Below are 20,955 nucleotides of genomic sequence, written 5' to 3'. Positions count from 1 at the left end.
AATTTCTTGGAGCTGTTCTCGATTTTCAAACATCTTGAGTCCCTCCATCTAACTATAAAATAATTATATCATAAACTGAAAAACCACCAACCAGAACTGGTCAAGACCCCATTTTGTAGACATTATAAAAAGACCCTAGGCTGCAAACTGGCGTCGGTATTCTACCGGTATCAGTTTTTTTAGTTTTCGTTGTGGCCGTTTTCGGTTGTAAAAACGGATAGATTTTTCGATTTTGCTTTGTGCCTCGGTAACCGTTCGGATATGTTAAGGATAGGGTCCTTCCGTTTTGAGATGCGAGAAGAAACTCTACATAGAGGCATCGTCATAACAATTTCCTCGGCGAGACATGCTGATTCGGGCGCCAACCTTTAGCAGCATGTCGTGGTAAGCATGAGACGTGTACTGGAACACTTGGTCGCTATGAACGACCAGTCCGGTCACGTCTTTTTGCTTCGCAAACGCCTTGCTGAATGTGCGAAGCACCAGTTCATTATCGTTGCGTTCACCACGAGATACTTCCCAAACCGTTGATAGCTCCCGCTCATCCACCATCAATTCTAACGCCATACTGTACTTTGCTGGCATTCCCCGTACCAAGAGGGAGCGTTCTTCTTCAAATGAGCGTAGAAAACAAGCTCATGCTGCCAACGGTACTGTGACCACCCAAACGATGCTGCGTTCTTAACCTAAACACATTGACTACGAACGACAATGCCGGCAGTGTTCATGGCATCCTTCAAATTTCCGTTGATAAGAGGAAGGGTAAGACACATAGATCCCGGCTGCAGAGTTCATCAAGTTCGCGTACTGTTCAAATACTGCATGCAAGAAGCCCGCAAATTCCTCTGCGGGCATGTCGTCGTTTTGTATGATACTCCGGCTGTCAGCGGCCAAGCGCGCCGAATCACTCTTTATAACTGTAAGGCGGTTCGGTCACTACCAGGTTGGCCAGCTCCCCATCCATCAGGAAACCGACATCCTCTTCACTGGTAGAATCTCCGCACATCAACTTATGGGGACCAAGCTGCCAGATATCACCCCGCTGCGCCTCAGGTACCTGAATGTTATCTAATGCACCTTGAACATCGAAATCATCCTCAACGACTGGAACTTCAATCTCCGTATCTGGAACAGTACCAATCTCTGCTATCAGATCCTCGAATTCCTCCTGGTCAAATCCAGACAACACCAGGTCGGCCCCATCAGCCCGCAACTCACCCAGCAATCTACCCAGAGCCTCATCATCCCAACGACCAGATACCTTGTTCAAAGCAATATTCAGGAGCCGTTCCTGCGGATTGTCCAGATCCACCACGGATACCCGCAGCTCAGTGTGGCCCAGCTCGTTGACCATGATCTTATACCGTTGATGGCCGCCGACAATGTTCCCGGTCCGTTCGTTCCAGACAATCGGCTCCACATAACCGAATTCCTCTGTGCTGCGTCGAAACTTTTCACACTCCAGATCCCCAGGCTAGAGATCAACGAGGGGGTTGTAGGCTGCTGCATTAATCTGATCGATTGGCACATTCTGATGTTCATGTTCTCTACCTCCAAAAATAATTTTAAAAGCCTCCTAAAGCACCAATAGATGTTCCCGTATAAGGTCATGAGGCAAGTTAAGTAACTCTCACCGCACCCTTTCGCTGAGATGGACCGACTACTAGAGTATGGAATGAATTGCTAAAAAAGTTTTCATTCAATACCAGCACATTTTAATCTCTCAGCAACTCTAACTGGAGAAAGCACGATGAATAAGGCAAGAAAACATTAGGAGGACTATCCACTATGACAGTTATTGAAATGATTTATGAACTCTTGAATGCTTTACTAAGCGACACTCTTCCCAAAATGTTCGTTGCTGTTAAAGCTTACTATTGGTTTCGTGGCCTACAAGAAATCACATGCAGGTTGAAGAAATAAAAAGGGACAAGCATCACGGCTCGTCCTGATTGATCGTATTTAACTGTTATGTCTCTTTAGTGCATCTTCTAAGCGTTTGAATAAATCGCCATAATGTTCTTTTGTGGATTTATCAGCTACAATTTACATTCCTTCCAAGCTAAAAACCGCACCATGGAGATGCACTGCATGAATTACAAGTTCATTATAATAATCAGGCCCTGATGCATTGATGCGTGTATCAATATCAAAAAGGTCGTGAGCTTCCAGAAGAAGTGTATCTTTATCAACTATTTACATCTTAATCCCCCATTCAAATTTGTTCGGTTCAGGAATATATTACCTTCTTGAAAGAAAAGTGTCGAGGTGAGCAAGCCTAAACAAAATTTGAAGAGCTTTTCGTTTAAGCTTTTTTACTCATTTTGTGTTGATTTGGTTTCAACGTTTGGGTGACCATCATATGCATCCATGCGTACGCTCACTCAGTTACTGTTTTCCGCTCTTCAATGGACTGATCCCTGCAAACGGACGTTCTCATACTAAGAAGCTTAATTCTACTCACATTCAGCCATATGAGAGCTAAAGAAAAGCACCCCGATGGCGCTTTTCTCTAACGGTTATTTCCTGATTCACTTATTAGCCACACAATTACTAAGGCTGCGAGACCTGCGAGAATAATTACAAATACCAATTTACTTAAGTATGTGAGATAAACAAAACTGAATATTAAAGCAACCAGACCGACAAGTCCGAGAAGAATCACCAGAATCTTTTGAACAATACTAAGATCCCATTCATCATTGTTAAACAGTACTACAACTGACACACCTATGATAATCCCGCCTGCAAGGAATACGGAAACAAATGATGCAATGTTCATAAACGTAGTTAATAGATATTTCCCTGGGTTTTGGTAAAGGTAAGTAAACAAAGCTTTAATCGTCTCTGGTTTAGGGATTATAGTATTTAGATAGTATGTAATTCCCCCTAGAATAACAGCACTGATCAAAATCCCAATCATAGTATTCCTGTTACTAATCCATCTAAAAAATCTCTCCAAAATACCACTTCTTTCTACAGAAAATGAGTTTCTTTGATATATTTCTACAACATATCAGTGATCCCCTGCATCTAACAGAAGAAAAAGCATCCCGAAGGATGCCTAATTTACATTGAGTACTATCCTATTCTTTCGAAAATCGCCACGTTGCAGTATGTTCCATCCTCATCAGTTTGAGGTACTAAACTGTGAAGCTTCCATCCTGCTGTAAATTGACGGTTTAGCTCTTTCTCCCATTCTGCAATTGGTCCTGGATCGTGCAAAGCGTTAACGCGAACTGTTTTGTATTGTTGTGGTGGAAATTGATTCATGATGTCACCTCCTATAAATTCGTAAATTCGACATTTTAGAAGGCTTTTCCTTTCTTACACATCGATCTTCCGGCTTAGGGTAAACTGCTTCACTCCATCCCATCTGCCCCATACAACCTTTACACTTCTCCGGCTGTTTGCGGGACGGATACGCTACATCTTCCGTCTTCTGCTACTAATCTTATAATCCTCCAATGAAAAAAGGAGGTAGTAACATCCACTACATCTCCCCCGCCGTGCCGCCAAGCTCACGGGGGATATTTCTATTCCGGAATGACCTTACTGCGGATCCGCCAGCAAGTTATAGACATTGGCATCATGCGTTTCCTCAATGCTTTGATTTTACTCCATTTCAGGATGCCCGCCTGAGTCACGACCTTTGGCCGTTCTACTTCTACAATTCATGTTCCGTAAAGTTGTAATAAAAAAGAATCAGATCGGTGGAACATCATTCAGATGCTCACCGTCTGATTCTTTTTTTCTTGGAGGCGAGGGGAGTCGAACCCCTGTCCGAAGATAACGACACATAAGCTTCTACGAGTTAGTCACAGTTTTGATGTCACCCGAGTATCGCCCCGTAATCGAATATACGTTGGGACAGCCTGATTGTCTTCTTACATTATCTTACTTTAGACGGAACATAAGCAACATGTTTAATTATAGAACCTACTCTTCTTATTATACAAAATTTTCTATTAAGCTATTGTAGAAAATTAATTTTACAATCATAATATATATTAGATTCATACAATGAATTTTGGGGATGTGATTTTTTGAGCAGTTCAAAGAAATTAGGAAATGAACCATTAATTAAATCCTATAGTATCTCGCAGATGTACAGTTTATATGCTGCCAAAAAGTTAATAGTTAATAGGCAATATCAGCGTAAGTTGTGTTGGACTATAGAGGAAAAGAGAAATTTTATTGATACCGTCATGAATAATTTACCTGTACCTATGTTCCTTTTTGCCGAGAATGCTGGAGGAGAATTAGAGGTAATTGACGGCATGCAAAGGTTAGATGCAATTTGCTCATTAATTGAGCAAAAATATAGCTTGAAATCGGGTTTTTTTAATCTCGAGACAATGCCTGACACTATTAACTTGATGAGGCAAGGACATCTAAAGCAAAAAGGCGGTACTATATCGGCAGATATTTGCCGCAATATAGCTAATTATCCTCTTCCAGTCTCTATTTTTTCTTATGAAGACTCTAGTCAAATTGAAGAAGCCTTTAAGAGAATAAACTCTACTGGACGGCATTTATCTCTTCAAGAATTAAGGCAGGTAGGTGTAAACAGTAAGTTCTCAGAGCTAGTAAGAACTTTGTCATCTCAAGCAAGAGGGGATGTTTCAAAAGATATACTAAAATTAAATGAAATGTCAAACATCAGTCTCAGTAACCACAGACTTCAATATGGTATTTATACAGGAAAGGTATTCTGGGTAAGTAATGAAATAATTGATGCTGGGTTATTAAGAGGCTCTAGAGACGAAGAAATTGTTGCCTTTATTATTGCAAATATGATTTTAAACGATGGTGAACGGGCTGCTTATACCAGTGAAACTCTTAATAAATACTACGGTTATGACCCCAATCCCTTAAGTACCCGAGCTCCCCTTGAAATGACAACAATAGAGAACGCTGTAGATAGAGTAACAAGGTCTATAATTGAAAAGAAATTTAACACAGTTTTTTCAGTTATTAAAGAAGTTCTCACTCAGAATAGAATTTCTTTCAAAAATTGCATATATAATAAGTCTCCAGAGAGCAGATCTATTAAAGATCTAGCATTTCCCTTTCAGTCTGTATTCATGGCAATCCACAACTTAATTTTTAAAGAGAACTTATCTTCTGTAAATTATGATTTGTTCTACAGAAACTTACAAGGAATAGGAAATGAATTGTTTACAGCAGAATCCCTAAGCGAATTACGGTTAGTAGCCAAGATGAATACAAAAATATCTTTTGTTATGGGTAAAATTAGACCCGCATTCTCTAAATCATCAGTTGAAGATCCTGCTGTAGACGATTGGACAATGCAATGTACTAATATTATTATGAAATCACGAACTGAACAGAATCTTTATGATTTTAAAATTGGGCTTGTAACATTTGGTGAAAATAAAATAAATAAAAATGGTATTAATAAAATCATAAAAACCTTAACTGCTATTAACAATCTTGGTCCTAATAAGGTAGGTTATGTCATCGTAGGAATTGCTGACAATGAGAGGGCAGCCATAGAGTTTGAAAAACAATATTCAACATCTTATCAAAGTGTAGATAATTCATTCATTGTTGGAATTGACGCTGAAGCCAAAAGTGTAAATCAATCAATAGATAGGTACACACATTCTATTAAAGAGTATATTAAAACTCATAACTCAATTACTGAAGAGTACAGAACTCATATATTGCAAAATATGTTCACTCCTCTTTTTTATGGAAAACAGTTAATCGTATTTAAAACTAATTACTCAGAGCCAGTCATGTACGATAATAAGTTGCATGAACGTTTATTCTCAGACGTTAATGAAGTCTCTCCTTCTCAATATACTTCTATTTATAAAAGATTTTTCAGAAGTTAATTACATATCCGAAAACAATTAAATAGAAATATGTGATTACTTGATCTTCTCACCAATTAATGCTCTAAATTCATTTATGACATATTAAAGATAGCAAATAAATGACCATCAATCATAAAACTGATTAATGGTCATTTATTTTTCGTTTCTTAATGGAGGCGAAGGGAGTCAAACTCCTGTCCGAAGTAACGACACATAAGCTTCTACGGGTGTAGTCACAGTTTTGATGTCACGCTTTCATCCGTACCTAACAAGAACAGGATTAGACCAAGCAGGTATTGACTCCACACAATAGATCAAATTACTCTGTATGATTTCCGCAACAATTAAAGGCTTGTATGTATTATCAATGATGATAACCTGATCTGCGATGGCTAGAGCCGGTTTAAGGTTCTTCAATGACTGGCCATATCGATAACGAATGTCTTCTTCTGAAATCCAATGTCCACCTTGTTCAACACGAGAGGCTACACGATCTATATGCATTTGAACATCCTCAAGACCGATATAGTAAACGACAATTTCATAATTGTATTCTTTTGCTATTTCCATATGTTTTAAAACAAATGATCCGGACAATGTCGTTTCAATAGCGAAGTTTACACCATTTTTAATGAGTGATCGGATTCTTTTTACAGCTTCCCTGCCAGCAGACAGGTCAGCACTGCGTGGATTCTCTGGCTTCAACTCTCTTGCAATTTGATCTGGATCAACCAGTTCACCAAGCCACTCTTTCATTTGCATGCTGAGTGTACTTTTCCCTGCTCCATTGGTACCCGCAAACACAGTCATGACTGGTCTAGTTTCACTCATGATACTCAAACTCCAGCCGTTTCCCAGTAGCATCAAAAATAATTTCGAATTTATTACCTTCAGCATCCTCACGAACGCGTTTGTTATTCTTTATATAATAAATAGAGGCACCGGACTCTTTAGCTTGTTTCCGTGCATGTTGATTTGCTTTTTTTAAAATTTCTTGGAGCTGTTCACGATTTTCGAACATTTTGAATCCCCCCATCTAAATTTATGCTTATTATATCATAAACTGAAAAACCACCAACCAGAACACTGGTTGATGGTTTTTGCTCACTCTAATGGAGGCGAGGGGAGTCGAACCCCTGTCCGAAGATAACGACACATAAGCTTCTACGGGTGTAGTCACAGTTTTGATGTCACCCGAGTATCGCCCCGTAACCGGCTATACGTTGGGTCAGCCTGATTGTCTTCTTCAGCACACCCCAGGCGGAGATGTGACAGCGTATCCCACTACTTGTTAGCCCCTAATCCTGTCACATGGGCGATGCAGGTTAGAAGCACGCACACAGTTTCTTAGGCTGCGAAAGCGTAGTTTGTTTGTTGTTTGCCGTTTAATAGGCTTTAGCGTTGATGAAGTGGACGCGTCCCCACTACCCGCTACCCATGCTCGAACTATCCCCGTCGAATCCATAAACGCCCCCTCATATAAGAAGGGCTCCAGGATTAATCCGTGAATACGGAGCAAAGGTGCTGCACATCTTTTTCCTCCAAGGTAAAAAGATGCTTCTTTCAAACTCGGCATTCCTGTCTGCTACAAGAACATCATAACACAGGGCGAATCACCGATATAGTACAGATTACTGGAAGACGTTCCAGCAGGCTGAGCAACTGTGCAAGTTTAACCAATACAACAGATGGCTCAATCGTCTACATATTATACCGCGTCCCTTAAGCGAAGTAAAGTTTACCCAAACCTGAGGTAACGAACAATCGTACATCTATTTTACCCACTGTCTGACTGAACTAAGCAACAGCGATACAAATATGGTGACAGACCACCACGCAATCAAAAGAACTTACTAAAAAAATCCCAAGCTTCACCCCATGACGGGTAAAACTTGAGATCTCATATCTTACTTCTCAATTACTTCTAACTTAATGTTCATCTTACGGCATCGATGCATTTAATCAACGAGCAACCTTCTGCTTCTCGCGCAGTACCCGTTGAATATCACGTTGTGCATCGCGTTTTGCAGCAGACTCCCGTTTATCATACTGCTTCTTACCTTTACCCAGTCCGAGCAATAGCTTTGCATACCCGTTGCGAATATAGATCTTCAGCGGCACAATGCTGTATCCGTCCTGCTTCGACAGCCCAAGCAGCTTGTGAATCTGCCCTTTATGCATCAACAACTTGCGAGTACGGGTTGGATCAATTGGATTATGACGGTTCCCTTGTTCAAAGGGACTAATATGCATATTGTGAATATGAATCTCACCGTTCCGAATCGTGGCAAATGCATCGCCAATATTCGCACGGCCGTTACGAAGAGATTTAATCTCCGTTCCGGTAAGCACCATGCCCGCTTCATACGTATCTTCAATGAAGTAGTCATGGGAAGCCTTTTTATTCTGTGCAAGCACTTTACTCTGTCCATCACTCTTGCCCATGTCCTCACTCCTTCTCCGTAAAATAAGCCGGTACCAATGCTCTACAGCAGCGCACCATACATTTCCCCAGGTACCACATGCCAGACCTTAATTGTAGCAAGGACCGCTGTTAAAATCAAGAAAGAGGCGGTCGGCGCCGCCCCTTCTCATTACACTCATTTCATGCTCAGCGAAACGAGATTACTTTTTCTTCTTCCGTACAAAAGCCGCCGTTCCGTTGGCTGGTGCACCTTTAGTCTTCTTGCGCTTGCGGCGTGGTGCTCCGCCTTCCTGAACACCGCCTGGTGTAGCTCCTTCTCCAATAAACACACCGCTAGGTGAGGTGTTTTTGCGTCCACTACCGCCTTTGCCGGATTTGAAGCTTCCTTCACCGCGACTGCTGCCGCTGTTCAAACCATTCCCTTGTCCACTAGCTGAAGTGCCTTCCTGGCCACCCCCTGTAGAGCTATAACCGCCCTTGCCAGACCCAAAGCCAAAGCTTAACGCCCCTTTGCTCCGACCAGCGGACCCGCCGGCATCTCCAGCACGACGCTCACCTCTCGGTTTACCGCCACCTTTGCCACCTGCGCTTCCTACGGTGTTCGAAGCTCCGCTACGACTGCCACGACCGCCTTTGCTGCTATCTTCAGCTGATCTGCCGCCACGGTTGCCTCCAGCACCAGCAGAGCCACCTTTACCACCACGCGAACCACTGAATCCACCGGAACCACTCTTCGCACCACCGCGTCCACCGCCACTAACAGGACGTCCGCCTTTACCGCCACGTCCGCCTCCGAAGCCACCGGGAGGGCGTTCACCACGAGGTTTCATATCGACCATTTCGAAGTCAATCGTATACTCTTCCATGCTCACGCGTGCAACACGGATCTTCACTTCATCACCGATGCGGAAGACCTTGGAAGTACGTTCACCAATCAGAGCCATATGTTGATCGTCAAAATGATAATAGTCGTCCGTAAGCGCACTCAGGCGGATCAGACCTTCTACCGTATTCTCCAGTTCAATGAACATACCGAAGCTGGTTACACTGCTGATCATGCCTTCGAACTCTTCTCCGACTTTATCAAGCATGTACTCAGCTTTCTTCATTTTCTCCGTATCCCGCTCAGCTTCAACAGCGACACGCTCACGTTCCGAAGATTGCTGTGCAATATTGGCCATACGTGCAGCCAGATACTCTTGACGGTTCTCAGGCAAAGCCCCATTGTTCTCAATCACTTCTCGAATAACCCGGTGAATGACGAGATCGGGATATCGACGGATTGGTGATGTGAAATGACTATAGAACTCTGCCGCCAGACCAAAGTGACCCGACATTTCGGAATCATACTTCGCCTGCTTCATGGATCGCAGCATCATTGTGCTGATAACGGTCTGTTCCTTCGTGCCGTTGATATCCTCAAGCAAGGATTGAAGCGCCCGTGGATGAATCGCGTTGCCACGTCCTTTGACATGGTGGCCGAAATTCGCCGCAAAGGCGAGAAAATTTTGCAGTTTTTCCTGATCAGGATCTTCATGCACACGATAAATGAACGGAACCTTCAACCAGTGGAAATGCTCTGCCACCGTTTCGTTGGCTGCCAGCATGAATTCCTCAATGATTTGCTCCGCAATCGAACGCTCCCGTTTCACGATATCAACCGGTTTGCATTCTTCGTCCACGATGATTTTGGATTCTTCAAAATCAAAGTCAACCGCACCGCGGCGCATACGCATTGCACGCAGTTTCAAAGCAATTTCTTTCATCAGATGGAAATCATCTACCAGATCCTTATAACGCTCGAGCAATTCGGGCTCTTCACCTTCAAGGATTTTACGGACGTTGGAATACGTCATCCGCTCTTTGGTTTTGATTACACTCGTGAAAATGTCGTGTTTCACAACCTTCATCTGGTCGTTGAACTCCATCTCACATGACAGAGTCAAACGATCTACCTGCGGGTTCAAACTACAGATCCCGTTGGACAGACGCTGTGGCAGCATCGGAATAACCCGGTCCACCAGATATACACTGCATCCACGGTTGTAGGCTTCCTGATCCAGCTTGGAATTCTCCTGTACATAATAGCCCACATCGGCAATATGAACGCCCAGACGGTAGTTACCGTTTGGCAGCTTCTCCACATTGACAGCGTCATCGAGATCCTTGGCGTCTTCGCCGTCAATCGTGACAATGTTAAGTCCGCGCAGATCGCGGCGACCCTGCTGAACAATTTCTTCTTCCGTAATGGCGTCTGGCGCTTTTTCGGCTTCCTCCACCACTTCATCGGGGAAGGCTTCTGGCAGCTGATGCTTGCGAATAACGGACAAAATATCAATACCCGGCTCATCCTTATGACCGAGAATTTCGATCACTTCACCTTCGGCTGCCGCACGGCCCTCTGGATAGCTGACGATCTTTGCTACGACCTTCTGTCCATCAACCGCCCCTGCAAAGTTGGTGCGCGGGATGAAAATATCCCGGTTAATCCGCTTATCATCCGGTATAACGAAACCGTACACCTCATGGCTTTGGAATACACCAACAACCTGCGTGACAGCACGAGTAACAATACGGACAATCTCACCCTCCAAACGTCCACCGGAAGGTCCTTGAGAAGTTACTTTAACCAACACCGTATCACCATTCATGGCGCTTTTCATATCATTCGCGTGGATGTATACATCCGGGTGCTCTCGATCCTCTGGAATGAGGAAAGCAAAGCCCTTCGCATGAGCTTGTAAACGTCCGCGCACCAGATCCATACGTTCTGGCATGCCGTAGCGGTTGTTCCGGGTCAGCAAAATTTTGCCGGATTCCTCCAGCGTATTAAGCATAATCAAAAAGGCTTTAAAATCAGCCGCATCTTCAATTTCGAAGTGCTGTTCCAGTTCCTGATAAGTCATTGGTTTATAGGCGGTTTCCCGCATGAAATCGAGCAATTGTTGTTCAGTTATCATTAATATATTCACCTCGGGAAACGTAAAAGTGTAATTTCGTCTCATCTCTCTCTATGTATCGGTAACCTTGCAGACATGAAGCCTTTAACGGGGGCCTCACTATCTCATACCCTAGTATACACGAATTCAATCCGGCGCATCCGTACCCCTGCAAAATAAAACAAGCCTGCGGGGTCCCTCGCATTAATCGCGCTTTCATGCATCATAACAGCATTTATGCTACATGTGGTTTGCTCTCATCTGGTTAGCTCTTGCATCAGAAATTTTTGAGATCAAGGGCTCAAACATACATTATCGTTCGTACACTGAACAGACAGAAAAGAAACGGCCCAGAACAGGGCGAATATGTGGGAAGGGAAGGTAACCGAACGGAAGTGAGAAGAAATCGAAGATCTGGTTCATGTGGATGACTGGAAAAGACTGGACATGAATAAATTTATTAAAAAACCTTCGTTTCTTCTCGAAACGAAGGCTAATTATTCAAGCGATTACGCTCAAGCTATTAAATTGTTTGGAAATGAATCCGAGTCTTACTTGGACACAACCGTAACAATAATAGACAAAATGAAGAATCCTGCACCCAGTACAACCGTTGCACGTTGCAGGAAAAGATCCAGTCCGCGCGCTTTCGTTTTACCGAAAAGATGTTCCGCACCACCGGAGATGGCACCCGCCAAACCAGCGCTTTTCCCGTGCTGCAGCAATACTACAGTGATTAGACCGATCGAAAATACGACGAGCAGCAATTTCAAAGCAATATCCATTCATTCCACCTCCTACCCATGTGGGCATAACATCTCACCATAAAAACAGTTACTTTAATTGTAACACAGCTATGCATGTGATACAAGTATTGGCATCTCCTCAATTCACTGAGATTAAGCCATCATTTTCAACCCTATCATACGTAAGTGATTATTATGTTCTCGACAAAAAAGACAAGCCGGTTTACCCGGCTTGCCCAACAGTTGTCAGAAGACAACTTATTTTTTGAGGTTGTAGAAACCTTTGAGACCATTGTATTGTGCCAGTTCGCCCAGTTGATCCTCGATGCGGAGCAATTGGTTGTACTTCGCGATACGGTCTGTACGGGAAGGAGCACCCGTTTTAATTTGACCTGCGTTTGTTGCAACCGCGATGTCAGCGATTGTGCTGTCTTCGGACTCACCGGAACGGTGGGAGATTACAGCAGTGTATCCTGCACGTTTAGCCATTTCGATAGCATCAAATGTTTCAGTCAATGTACCGATTTGGTTCACTTTGATCAGGATGGAGTTACCGATACCTTCGTCAATACCTTTACCCAGACGCTCCGTGTTCGTTACGAACAGGTCATCACCAACGAGCTGTACTTTGTCTCCCAATTTCTCAGTGAGCAATTTCCAACCGTCCCAGTCATCTTCGGACATACCGTCTTCAATTGTGATGATTGGGTATTTCTCAACCCATGAAGCCAGAAGGTCAACATACTCAGCAGAAGTGTAAGATTTACCTTCGCCAGCAAGTGTGTATTTACCATCTTTGTAGAACTCAGTGGAAGCTACGTCCATACCCAGGAATACGTCAACGCCTGGTTTGTAACCTGCTTTTTCAATTGCTTCGATAATTGTAGTGATTGCTTCTTCATTCGAACCAAGGTTCGGTGCGAAGCCGCCTTCGTCACCTACAGCTGTGTTCAGGCCTTTGGAGCTCAGTACGGATTTCAGGTTGTGGAAGATTTCCGCGCCTACGCGAAGAGCTTCTTTGAAGCTTGGTGCGCCAACAGGAAGAACCATGAACTCTTGAACGTCGATGTTGTTGTCAGCATGCTCACCACCATTGATGATGTTCATCATTGGTACTGGAAGTACTTTAGCGTTGAAACCGCCCAGGTAAACGTACAATGGCAGATCCAGAGCGTCAGCAGCTGCGCGAGCTACAGCCATGGATACAGCCAGGATTGCGTTGGCACCCAGTTTACCTTTGTTTGGCGTACCGTCCAAAGCGATCATCAATTTGTCGATACCCAGTTGATCCAAAGCGTCCATACCGATCACTTCTGGAGCGATTGTTTCGTTTACGTTTTTAACAGCTTGCAGAACACCTTTACCCAGGTAACGGGATTTGTCGCCATCGCGAAGCTCAACGGCTTCGTGGGCACCAGTGGATGCACCGGATGGTACAATAGCGCGTCCGATTGCGCCGGACTCCAGGTATACTTCAACTTCAACTGTAGGGTTACCGCGGGAGTCAAGGACTTCGCGAGCGTACACGTCAGAAATAATAGTCATGAGTGATAATCTCCTTTATAGTTGGGATTTAATTTTGGGACCAACTTGTGTTTGCCCTTATTTCACTACGTCAGCAGAATCGTCTTCCGATCGCTGTTATCCCCTGATTTCTTTAAACTTATTTACATGAGTTGAAATCATGTGATAAAGGCGAACGCGTTGCTTCTTCAGACGATTTCTGCTTACCTTCGTTCAATGTGCAAACGCCAAACCGCCCAATTATATATGTTGTTACGTAACTTATTTACGGGTAGCGATGACAGATGTTCCTGTCATTTCTTCCGGTTTAGGCAATTGCATCAAGTCAAGAATCGTTGGAGCGATATCCGCTAGGATTCCGCCTTCACGCAGGGTAACATTCGCATCTGTAACGATGAATGGAACCGGGTTCGTTGTATGAGCCGTGAACGGACGTCCTTGCTCATCGAACACCATATCCGCGTTACCATGATCCGCAGTAATCAGCACAACGCCGCCTTTGGCGAGAACGGCATCCACAACACGGCCCATGCATTCGTCTGTTACTTCTACTGCCTTAATCGTAGGCTCCAGCATGCCGGAGTGTCCAACCATATCAGGGTTAGCGAAGTTCAGAATGATGGCATCATGTTTGTCTGCTTCAATCTCACGAACACATGCGTCAGCTACTTCATACGCGCTCATCTCCGGTTGCAAGTCGTATGTTGCAACTTTTGGTGAGTTAATCAGCACGCGTGTTTCGCCTGGAAGCTCAACATCACGGCCGCCGCTGAAGAAGAAAGTTACGTGCGGGTATTTCTCGGTTTCTGCAATACGCAATTGTTTCTTGTTGTTCTGTACCAGAACTTCACCCAGCGTGTTGTCAAGGTTTTTAGGCGAATACGCCACATAACCTTCAACAGTCTCGCTGAACAGCGTCAGGCACACGAAATGCAAGCCCACAGGGAACTTCGGACCACGGTCGAAACCACGGAAATCCTGGTTCGTGAATACTTGCGACAGCTGGATCGCACGGTCAGGACGGAAGTTGAGGAAAATGACGGAATCGCCGCTCTCCACCAAACCTACCGGTTGGCCATCCGCTTTAACGATAACCGTTGGTTCAACGAATTCATCAAATACGGATTTTTCATACGATTCTTCAACCGCTCTGAGTGGGTCAGTGTATTTTGGTCCATCACCATAAACGATGGCGCGATATGATTTCTCAACACGTTCCCAGCGTTTGTCACGGTCCATCGCGTAGTAGCGACCTTGAACCGTTGCGATTTGTCCTACACCGACTTCTTCAATTTTGGCAATCAGCTTCTGCATGAAATCTTTACCGCTATCTGGCATAACATCACGGCCATCCATGAAGGCATGAATGTATACGTCATTCATTTCTTCTTTTTTGGCGAGATCCAGCATAGCGAACAGGTGGTCGATGTGACTATGTACGCCGCCATCGGACAACAAACCATACAAGTGAAGCTTCTTACCGTTTTGTTTCGCTTCGCGAACAGCTTTGACAAGTGTTTCATTATCGTAGAACTCACCGTCACGAATCGATTTGGAGATACGAGTCAAATCCTGGTATACGATCCGGCCAGCACCAATGTTCAGGTGACCTACCTCGGAGTTCCCCATTTGTCCTTCGGGCAAACCTACAGCTTCACCGCAAGCAGTGAGTGTTGTATGTGGGAATTGGCTCATAAAACGGTCATAGTTCGGTTTCTTGGCTTGCGCTACCGCGTTGCCTTCCACCGTGTTACGAAGACCGAAGCCATCCATAATGATCAGTGCTACAGGTTTTGGAGCTGTCATTACTTCGCCCCCTCAACAAGCGCGATGAACGAAGCCGGCTGCAAGCTGGCACCGCCAACAAGCGCGCCGTCGATATCGCTTTGTCCGAGGTATTCTGTTACGTTCTCAGGTTTAACACTGCCGCCGTATTGAATACGAACTGCATCTGCAACCTTCTGGTCGTACAGATCCTTCACCAGCGTACGAATGTAAGCAATAACTTCATTCGCATCTTGGGAAGTCGAGGATTTGCCAGTACCAATCGCCCAGATTGGCTCATAAGCGATAACCACTTGTGCTGCTTGATCTGCGGACAGACCTGCAAAAGCAGCTTCCGTTTGCACTTTGCATACGTCTTTCGTTTGATTGGCTTCGCGCTCTTCAAGCGTTTCACCAAGGCAGAAGATTGGAGTCAATCCGTGACGGAATGCTGCATGCAGCTTTTTATTGACAGTCTCATCGGTTTCCGCAAAATATTGACGGCGCTCCGAGTGACCAATAATGACATAATCCACACCCAGGTCTTTCAGCATTACGCCGCTGATTTCACCTGTGAATGCACCATTGTCTTCAAAATGAAGATTTTGGGCACCAATTTTGATGTTTGTGCCTTTAACGGCTTCTACCAGGGATGGCAGATTTGTAAACGGTGCGCAGATCACAGTCTCTACGCCTTCAACTTCCGCTTTCCCTTTAACTTCCTGAATGAAGTCATTGGATTCGGAAACCGTTTTGAACATTTTCCAGTTACCTGCAATAATCGGTGTTCTCATGGTTTTCAACTCCTTCATGCTATAGCTTAAAACTTACTTGTCGTTCAATGCAACTACGCCAGGAAGTACTTTGCCTTCCATGAACTCGAGCGATGCACCGCCACCTGTAGAGATGTGGTCCATTTTGTCAGCCAGTTTGAACTTCTCAGCTGCTGCTGCGGAGTCACCGCCGCCAATCACTGTATAAGCATCTGTTGTTGCGCAAGCTTCCGCTACCGCACGAGTACCATGCGAGAATGGTTCGATTTCAAATACGCCCATTGGTCCGTTCCATACAACGAGTTTGGAATTTTTGATCACGTCAGCGTAGATCTCACGTGTTTTAGGACCGATGTCGATACCTTCCCAATCTGCAGGAATGTCGCCAACTTCAACGATCTTCGTATTTGCGTTCGCGCTGAAGTCGTCGGAGATTACGATATCGACTGGCAGATAGAAGTTTTTGCCCAGTTTTTTCGCTTTTTCGATAAAGCCCAGAGCTACATCCAGTTTGGACTCATCCAGCAGGGATTGACCTACTTCATAACCTTGAGCCTTCATGAATGTGTAGGACAGACCACCACCGATGATTACGTTATCTGCAATGTTCAACAGATTGTCGATGACATCGATTTTGTCCTTAACCTTGGAACCACCGATGATTGCTGTGAAAGGACGCTCAGGGTTGGAGATCGCTTTACCCAACACTTCCAGTTCTTTCTCCATCAACAAACCGGACACCGCTGGCAACAAGTGAGCGATACCTTCTGTCGAAGCATGTGCTCTGTGAGCAGCGCCGAAAGCGTCGTTAACGAAAACGTCAGCCAGTTCAGCAAATTGTTTTGCCAGTTCCGGATCATTTTTCTCTTCGCCTGCATGGAAACGAACGTTTTCAAGCAACATTACGTCGCCGTTGTTCAGTTCAGCGATTTGAGCTTTTACCGCATCACCAATACAGTCGTCAGCTTTAACGACCTTTTTGCCAAGCAATTCAGACAAACGCTCAGCAGCCGGAGTCAGACGCATGGATTCAACCACTTCGCCCTTTGGACGACCCATGTGGCTTGCCAAAATAATTTTAGCGCCTTTTTCGATCAAGAAGTTGATCGTAGGAAGCGTTGCACGAATACGTTTGTCATCTGTAATTTTACCATCTTCGAGCGGTACATTGAAATCTACGCGGACAAAAGCCCGTTTTCCTGTCAATTCAATATCGCGTACACTTTTTTTGTTCATCTGTATTTCCTCCGCACCCATGTATTTGGTGGACCAATCAAGAGCTGAAATCCCTTGTCAATCCTGGTGTTTTTGAGAAATTTGCAAAATGTTGATATATAAAGAGCGGAAACAATAGCATCTGTTTCCGCTCTATGTTATTGCAGATATTACTTGATCATTTTTGCAAAATGCTCCAAAGTGCGAACCAGTTGAGCAGTGTAGGACATTTCATTGTCATACCAAGCTACAGTTTTAACCAATTGTTGGTCGCCAACAGTCAGAACTTTAGTTTGAGTTGCATCAAACAGGGAACCGAAAGTGATACCTTGGATATCGGAAGATACGATTTCGTCTTCTGTGTATCCGAAAGTTTGTGGATCGGAAGCTTCTTTCATTACTGCGTTAACTTCTTCAGCAGTAACTTTTTTACCCAATACAGTTACGAGCTCAGTCAGGGAACCAGTTGCTACTGGTACACGTTGAGCTGCACCATCGAGTTTGCCTTGCAGTTCTGGAATAACCAAGCCGATTGCTTTAGCAGCACCAGTTGTGTTAGGGATGATGTTTTCAGCTGCTGCGCGAGCACGACGGAAGTCACCTTTAGGGTGTGGAGCATCCAATGTGTTTTGGTCGCCAGTGTAAGCGTGAATTGTAGTCATCAAACCTTGAACGATTCCGAATTTGTCTTGCAGCGTTTTTGCCATAGGTGCCAGGCAGTTTGTTGTGCAAGATGCGCCGGAGATTACAGTTTCAGTACCGTCGAGGATTTCATGGTTTACGTTGTAAACGATGGTTTTCATGTCGCCAGTAGCTGGTGCGGAGATAACAACTTTCTTAGCTCCACCTTTCAAGTGTTTCTCAGCTGCTTCTTTAGTAGTGAAGAAACCAGTACATTCCAGAACGATATCTACACCCAGGTCGCCCCAAGGAAGTTCTTCTGGGTTACGGTTAGCCAATACTTTAACTTCTTTGCCGTTCACTTTGAAGAAGCCATCATGTACTTCAACATCGCCATCGAAGCGACCTTGAGTTGTATCATATTTGAGCAAATGAGCCAGCATTTTAGCATCAGTCAAGTCGTTGATTGCTACAACTTCAATGCCCTCTACATTTTGAATACGGCGGAATGCCAAACGACCAATACGTCCAAAACCGTTAATACCTACTTTAATCATGAGTAAGTTCCTCCCAAGTTTTGATTGATTTTTTTATGAAGCTTATATATTCAAGACAGACGGTGAAGTCCGTCAAGACAACAATAGTGGTGATGCAAAATAAATCCTTATTCCATTTCGGCGACGATGACTTCAGCAGCAGCCTCATCAATAATCAGAATATCTTCCTGACCAAATCGCAGAACAGAATGTATGGCAGCAGCCTTGCTCTTGCCACCCGCAATCCCAATTACGACATCGGTTCGTTCAATATCTTGGAGTCGCATGCCCAGCGTAAGCATGGTATGTACCACCTCACCCTGATCATTAAAGTAATAACCGAAGGATTCCGATACGGCCCCTTGCTCCTGAAGTTCATCTATGATCTCTGTCGCAAGTTTGCGGCGCCGTGCCATCTCTACGGCATCACCGATTCCATGAATGACGATTCGCGATTTTCGGATCAGCTGCAGAATCTCCTGAACACTCGGGTCCTGGATTAATGATTCATAGGCATGATCACTAAGCAAATCCGGTACATGCAGGAGTTTGTATTGAGCCCCTACCCGTTTTGCCATCGTAGATGCAATCGTATTGGCCTGAATTTCGAGGCTTTCTCCCAGCCCACCGCGTGCCGGTACGAACCAGACACCTTTCAGCGATGTTGGCGGAGTCAGTTGCTCTGCGACTTCAGCCGTTGTTGAACCGCCAGTTACGGCGACAACATCGTTATCACTCATAATATTACCCAGAGCCTTCGCTCCGGCTCTGCCCAGTTCCCGTTTGGCAAATGGAGAAATGTCCGAATCGCCGGGAACTACAACTACCTTTTGCAGACCGTAGGCTTGCTTGATGCGTTCTTCCAGTTCGGATAATCCAAACAGCTCTTTGGCGACGGGTTCCAACTGCTGCAGCAATTCATGCCCTGCCTCACTGATCTTCATTCCTGCACTGTCAATTTCAATAAGTCCCTGAGCCTTTAACAAATCGGTCTCAGCCCTCAGAACCCGCTCGGTCATCTGCATGGAATTAGCTAACGTTCTTCGTCCAATCACATCCGATAACATGATCTGGCGCAGAATCGTATACCTCTTCTTCAAGACATCCATGAGATCAGGCAGAAGCTGCTTTTGCACTTCTAAAATCGTTCGCATGCTTTCCACTCCCGCAAGCTTCTCGTTCCAAGCTCTCTTTCATGGCCCTAAAACGTCCCGGGTTAACTTTTTAAGTCCCACGTCTATTCTACCTAAAACTGACGCGACATGCAAGTGTTTCAAAGTGTAAATTCGACACGTTTCAGGCGTTTGTACGCGCCTATTTTCACAATGTCAACCTCCCATAATGGAGGATAACCTCCTGCATACCACATATAGAAGAAAAGAAAAAATCCTATCTATATATTGCTTGCATTCACTTTTCATATAGCCTGTCCAAAACCTCTCTTAGCATTTACCTATTTGCGCTCTTTATCCATATAACTTCATCATGATCAATTTCTAGGTAATCCAAACCACAAGTATGATCATCTGCTTGCAATTAAATAACTCATGAGCTATAATCATTATTGCTGTCACATATTTGAAACTCATTTATGTGTAGGCATAAGTGCTACATAAATGAGTAGCAGGACAATCAATGTGCGCCCGTGGTCCAATGGATATGACGTAGGCCTCCGAAGCCTGAGATCCAAGTTCGATTCTTGGCGGGCGCGCCATTCTTAATTAGCAGCTCATAACCCTTTTAACCAATGAAACCGAATAGGTTTCTTTTTTTTAAAACTTAGTTTGACTTTCTTTGACTTTTTGTTTGAAATTGTTTATGATGTGGTTAATACGGTAACAGTTTATAGTAAGAACACCAATTTAACATTTACATTTCCGAGGAGGTTTTTCACGTGAGTTATATTCCAATGGTCGTTGAACAGAGCAACCGCGGTGAGCGCGCCTATGACATCTATTCCAGATTGCTGAAGGATCGTATCATCTTCCTTGGCAGTGATGTAAATGACGTTGTGGCGAATTCCATCATGGCACAGATGTTGTTCCTTACTGCGGAAGATCCGGAGAAAGACATTCATTTATACATCAACAGCCCAGGCGGGTCAATTACAGCCGGTATGGCTATCTACGATACAATGCAATTCATCAAACCGGATGTATCTACCATCTGTGTAGGTATGGCGGCTTCCATGGGTGCATTCCTGTTGAACGCAGGTGCCAAAGGCAAACGTTTTGCATTGCCTAACAGCGAAATCATGATTCACCAACCACTTGGTGGTGCGCAAGGTCAGGCTTCGGACATTGAAATTCGTGCCCGTCGCATCCTGAAAATGCGTGATACCTTGAACCGCATCATCGCTGAACGTTCAGGCCAGCCGTTGGAGCGTATCGAGAAAGATACAGATCGTGACTACTTCATGAGTGCTGCTGAAGCTGCCGATTACGGTATCATTGATAAAGTCATCGAAAACGTAGGTTCCCAAGGCATCTAAGCCGGGCGAACGCCAGTTACACTGATATATACCATATAGCCAACTCAAATGGTCATCGCCCAGTTGAGTTGGCTA

19 protein-coding genes, 1 tRNA gene and 1 other RNA gene are annotated in these 20,955 nt (G+C 44.4%); 4 read left to right on the top strand and 17 right to left on the bottom strand.

Annotated elements, in window-relative coordinates; genetic code table 11:
- Positions 1–135: 135 nt before the first annotated feature.
- From ACFTRD_RS29590 to ACFTRD_RS29580, 3 genes are all read right to left on the bottom strand, one after another.
- On the bottom strand, positions 136–261 hold the full coding sequence (locus ACFTRD_RS29590; protein ID WP_379386371.1) for an IS3 family transposase: 126 nt from the start codon (positions 259–261) through the stop codon (positions 136–138).
- Positions 262–306: 45 nt separating this feature from the next.
- Positions 307–567, bottom strand: a complete 261-nt coding sequence (locus tag ACFTRD_RS29585) for a DDE-type integrase/transposase/recombinase (RefSeq protein WP_379386224.1) — start codon at positions 565–567, stop codon at positions 307–309.
- Positions 568–904: 337 nt separating this feature from the next.
- Positions 905–1,420 (bottom strand): ParB N-terminal domain-containing protein, encoded by a 516-nt coding sequence (locus tag ACFTRD_RS29580; protein WP_379386222.1) that lies wholly within the window; start codon positions 1,418–1,420, stop codon positions 905–907.
- Positions 1,421–1,788: 368 nt separating this feature from the next.
- On the opposite strand from ACFTRD_RS29580, the gene ACFTRD_RS29575 reads away from it, so the two are divergent.
- A complete protein-coding gene (locus tag ACFTRD_RS29575; RefSeq protein WP_379386220.1) occupies positions 1,789–1,923 on the top strand; it encodes a hypothetical protein in 135 nt (44 codons plus the stop codon).
- 589 nt (positions 1,924–2,512) lie between these two features.
- On the opposite strand, the gene ACFTRD_RS29570 is transcribed toward ACFTRD_RS29575, so the two are convergent.
- Both ACFTRD_RS29570 and ACFTRD_RS29565 read right to left on the bottom strand, forming a co-directional pair.
- Complete coding sequence (locus tag ACFTRD_RS29570; protein ID WP_379386218.1) at positions 2,513–2,923, bottom strand: hypothetical protein; 411 nt, start codon at positions 2,921–2,923, stop codon at positions 2,513–2,515.
- A 158-nt stretch (positions 2,924–3,081) separates the two neighbouring features.
- Positions 3,082–3,273 carry a DUF4177 domain-containing protein gene (locus tag ACFTRD_RS29565; RefSeq protein WP_379386216.1) on the bottom strand — a complete coding sequence of 64 codons (192 nt, stop codon included), beginning with the start codon at positions 3,271–3,273 and terminating at the stop codon, positions 3,082–3,084.
- 773 nt (positions 3,274–4,046) lie between these two features.
- On the opposite strand from ACFTRD_RS29565, the gene ACFTRD_RS29560 reads away from it, so the two are divergent.
- Entirely contained in the window at positions 4,047–5,864 is a 1,818-nt protein-coding gene (locus tag ACFTRD_RS29560; protein ID WP_379386214.1) for a GmrSD restriction endonuclease domain-containing protein, read from the top strand.
- Between the two features lie 237 nt (positions 5,865–6,101).
- Here the strand turns inward: ACFTRD_RS29560 and ACFTRD_RS29555 are convergent, their stop codons facing one another.
- From ACFTRD_RS29555 to ACFTRD_RS29500, 12 genes are all read right to left on the bottom strand, one after another.
- Complete coding sequence (locus ACFTRD_RS29555) at positions 6,102–6,677, bottom strand: ATPase (RefSeq protein ID WP_379386212.1); 576 nt, start codon at positions 6,675–6,677, stop codon at positions 6,102–6,104.
- Positions 6,670–6,867 (bottom strand): hypothetical protein, encoded by a 198-nt coding sequence (locus ACFTRD_RS29550; RefSeq protein ID WP_379386210.1) that lies wholly within the window; start codon positions 6,865–6,867, stop codon positions 6,670–6,672. The genes ACFTRD_RS29555 and ACFTRD_RS29550 overlap by 8 nt, the downstream gene beginning before the upstream one ends.
- An 89-nt stretch (positions 6,868–6,956) precedes the next feature.
- Positions 6,957–7,321: a transfer-messenger RNA gene (gene ssrA / locus ACFTRD_RS29545) on the bottom strand.
- Between the two features lie 487 nt (positions 7,322–7,808).
- Positions 7,809–8,291, bottom strand: coding sequence for an SsrA-binding protein SmpB (gene smpB / locus ACFTRD_RS29540; protein ID WP_379386208.1), 483 nt, complete (start codon positions 8,289–8,291; stop codon positions 7,809–7,811).
- Positions 8,292–8,471: 180 nt separating this feature from the next.
- Complete coding sequence (rnr, locus tag ACFTRD_RS29535; protein WP_379386206.1) at positions 8,472–11,231, bottom strand: ribonuclease R; 2,760 nt, start codon at positions 11,229–11,231, stop codon at positions 8,472–8,474.
- Between the two features lie 530 nt (positions 11,232–11,761).
- Positions 11,762–11,995, bottom strand: coding sequence for a preprotein translocase subunit SecG (gene secG, locus ACFTRD_RS29530; protein WP_024629498.1), 234 nt, complete (start codon positions 11,993–11,995; stop codon positions 11,762–11,764).
- 219 nt (positions 11,996–12,214) lie between these two features.
- On the bottom strand, positions 12,215–13,501 hold the full coding sequence (eno, locus tag ACFTRD_RS29525) for a phosphopyruvate hydratase (RefSeq protein ID WP_379386203.1): 1,287 nt from the start codon (positions 13,499–13,501) through the stop codon (positions 12,215–12,217).
- A 240-nt stretch (positions 13,502–13,741) separates the two neighbouring features.
- Positions 13,742–15,286 carry a 2,3-bisphosphoglycerate-independent phosphoglycerate mutase gene (gpmI, locus tag ACFTRD_RS29520; protein ID WP_379386201.1) on the bottom strand — a complete coding sequence of 515 codons (1,545 nt, stop codon included), beginning with the start codon at positions 15,284–15,286 and terminating at the stop codon, positions 13,742–13,744.
- Positions 15,286–16,038 carry a triose-phosphate isomerase gene (tpiA, locus tag ACFTRD_RS29515; RefSeq protein ID WP_079344950.1) on the bottom strand — a complete coding sequence of 251 codons (753 nt, stop codon included), beginning with the start codon at positions 16,036–16,038 and terminating at the stop codon, positions 15,286–15,288. Before tpiA ends, gpmI begins: the two co-directional genes overlap by 1 nt.
- 33 nt (positions 16,039–16,071) lie before the next feature.
- Positions 16,072–17,253 carry a phosphoglycerate kinase gene (locus tag ACFTRD_RS29510; protein ID WP_379386199.1) on the bottom strand — a complete coding sequence of 394 codons (1,182 nt, stop codon included), beginning with the start codon at positions 17,251–17,253 and terminating at the stop codon, positions 16,072–16,074.
- 149 nt (positions 17,254–17,402) lie between these two features.
- The gene (gap, locus tag ACFTRD_RS29505) at positions 17,403–18,410 is read right to left on the bottom strand and encodes a type I glyceraldehyde-3-phosphate dehydrogenase (RefSeq protein WP_056695277.1); all 1,008 of its coding nucleotides are present in this window, start codon (positions 18,408–18,410) and stop codon (positions 17,403–17,405) included.
- Positions 18,411–18,517: 107 nt separating this feature from the next.
- A complete protein-coding gene (locus ACFTRD_RS29500) occupies positions 18,518–19,543 on the bottom strand; it encodes a sugar-binding transcriptional regulator (RefSeq protein WP_076291987.1) in 1,026 nt (341 codons plus the stop codon).
- Between the two features lie 485 nt (positions 19,544–20,028).
- Between ACFTRD_RS29500 and ACFTRD_RS29495 the strand changes: the two genes are divergently transcribed.
- Both ACFTRD_RS29495 and clpP read left to right on the top strand, forming a co-directional pair.
- A tRNA-Arg gene (locus tag ACFTRD_RS29495) sits at positions 20,029–20,103 on the top strand.
- 180 nt (positions 20,104–20,283) lie between these two features.
- A complete protein-coding gene (gene clpP / locus ACFTRD_RS29490; protein WP_063566492.1) occupies positions 20,284–20,880 on the top strand; it encodes an ATP-dependent Clp endopeptidase proteolytic subunit ClpP in 597 nt (198 codons plus the stop codon).
- Positions 20,881–20,955: the final 75 nt, after the last annotated feature.

It is taken from the genome of Paenibacillus sp. NPDC056933 (assembly GCF_042674385.1).
Taxonomy (GTDB): Bacteria; Bacillota; Bacilli; order Paenibacillales; family Paenibacillaceae; genus Paenibacillus.
The sequence above is the reverse complement of the archived record's forward strand: the minus strand, read 5'-3'. Positions and strand labels throughout refer to the sequence as shown.

Bases quoted from the DNA above. Each gene is read 5' to 3' on its own strand.
- ACFTRD_RS29585 (WP_379386224.1), bottom strand. From the start codon at position 567: ATGGCGTTAGAATTGATGGTGGATGAGCGGGAGCTATCAACGGTTTGG.
- ACFTRD_RS29575 (WP_379386220.1), top strand. From the start codon at position 1,789: ATGACAGTTATTGAAATGATTTATGAACTCTTGAATGCTTTACTAAGC.
- ACFTRD_RS29570 (WP_379386218.1), bottom strand. From the start codon at position 2,923: ATGATTGGGATTTTGATCAGTGCTGTTATTCTAGGGGGAATTACATAC.
- ACFTRD_RS29565 (WP_379386216.1), bottom strand. From the start codon at position 3,273: ATGAATCAATTTCCACCACAACAATACAAAACAGTTCGCGTTAACGCT.
- ACFTRD_RS29555 (WP_379386212.1), bottom strand. From the start codon at position 6,677: ATGAGTGAAACTAGACCAGTCATGACTGTGTTTGCGGGTACCAATGGA.
- ACFTRD_RS29550 (WP_379386210.1), bottom strand. From the start codon at position 6,867: ATGTTCGAAAATCGTGAACAGCTCCAAGAAATTTTAAAAAAAGCAAAT.
- smpB (WP_379386208.1), bottom strand. From the start codon at position 8,291: ATGGGCAAGAGTGATGGACAGAGTAAAGTGCTTGCACAGAATAAAAAG.
- rnr (WP_379386206.1), bottom strand. From the start codon at position 11,231: ATGATAACTGAACAACAATTGCTCGATTTCATGCGGGAAACCGCCTAT.
- secG (WP_024629498.1), bottom strand. From the start codon at position 11,995: ATGGATATTGCTTTGAAATTGCTGCTCGTCGTATTTTCGATCGGTCTA.
- eno (WP_379386203.1), bottom strand. From the start codon at position 13,501: ATGACTATTATTTCTGACGTGTACGCTCGCGAAGTCCTTGACTCCCGC.
- gpmI (WP_379386201.1), bottom strand. From the start codon at position 15,286: ATGACAGCTCCAAAACCTGTAGCACTGATCATTATGGATGGCTTCGGT.
- tpiA (WP_079344950.1), bottom strand. From the start codon at position 16,038: ATGAGAACACCGATTATTGCAGGTAACTGGAAAATGTTCAAAACGGTT.
- ACFTRD_RS29510 (WP_379386199.1), bottom strand. From the start codon at position 17,253: ATGAACAAAAAAAGTGTACGCGATATTGAATTGACAGGAAAACGGGCT.
- gap (WP_056695277.1), bottom strand. From the start codon at position 18,410: ATGATTAAAGTAGGTATTAACGGTTTTGGACGTATTGGTCGTTTGGCA.
- ACFTRD_RS29500 (WP_076291987.1), bottom strand. From the start codon at position 19,543: ATGCGAACGATTTTAGAAGTGCAAAAGCAGCTTCTGCCTGATCTCATG.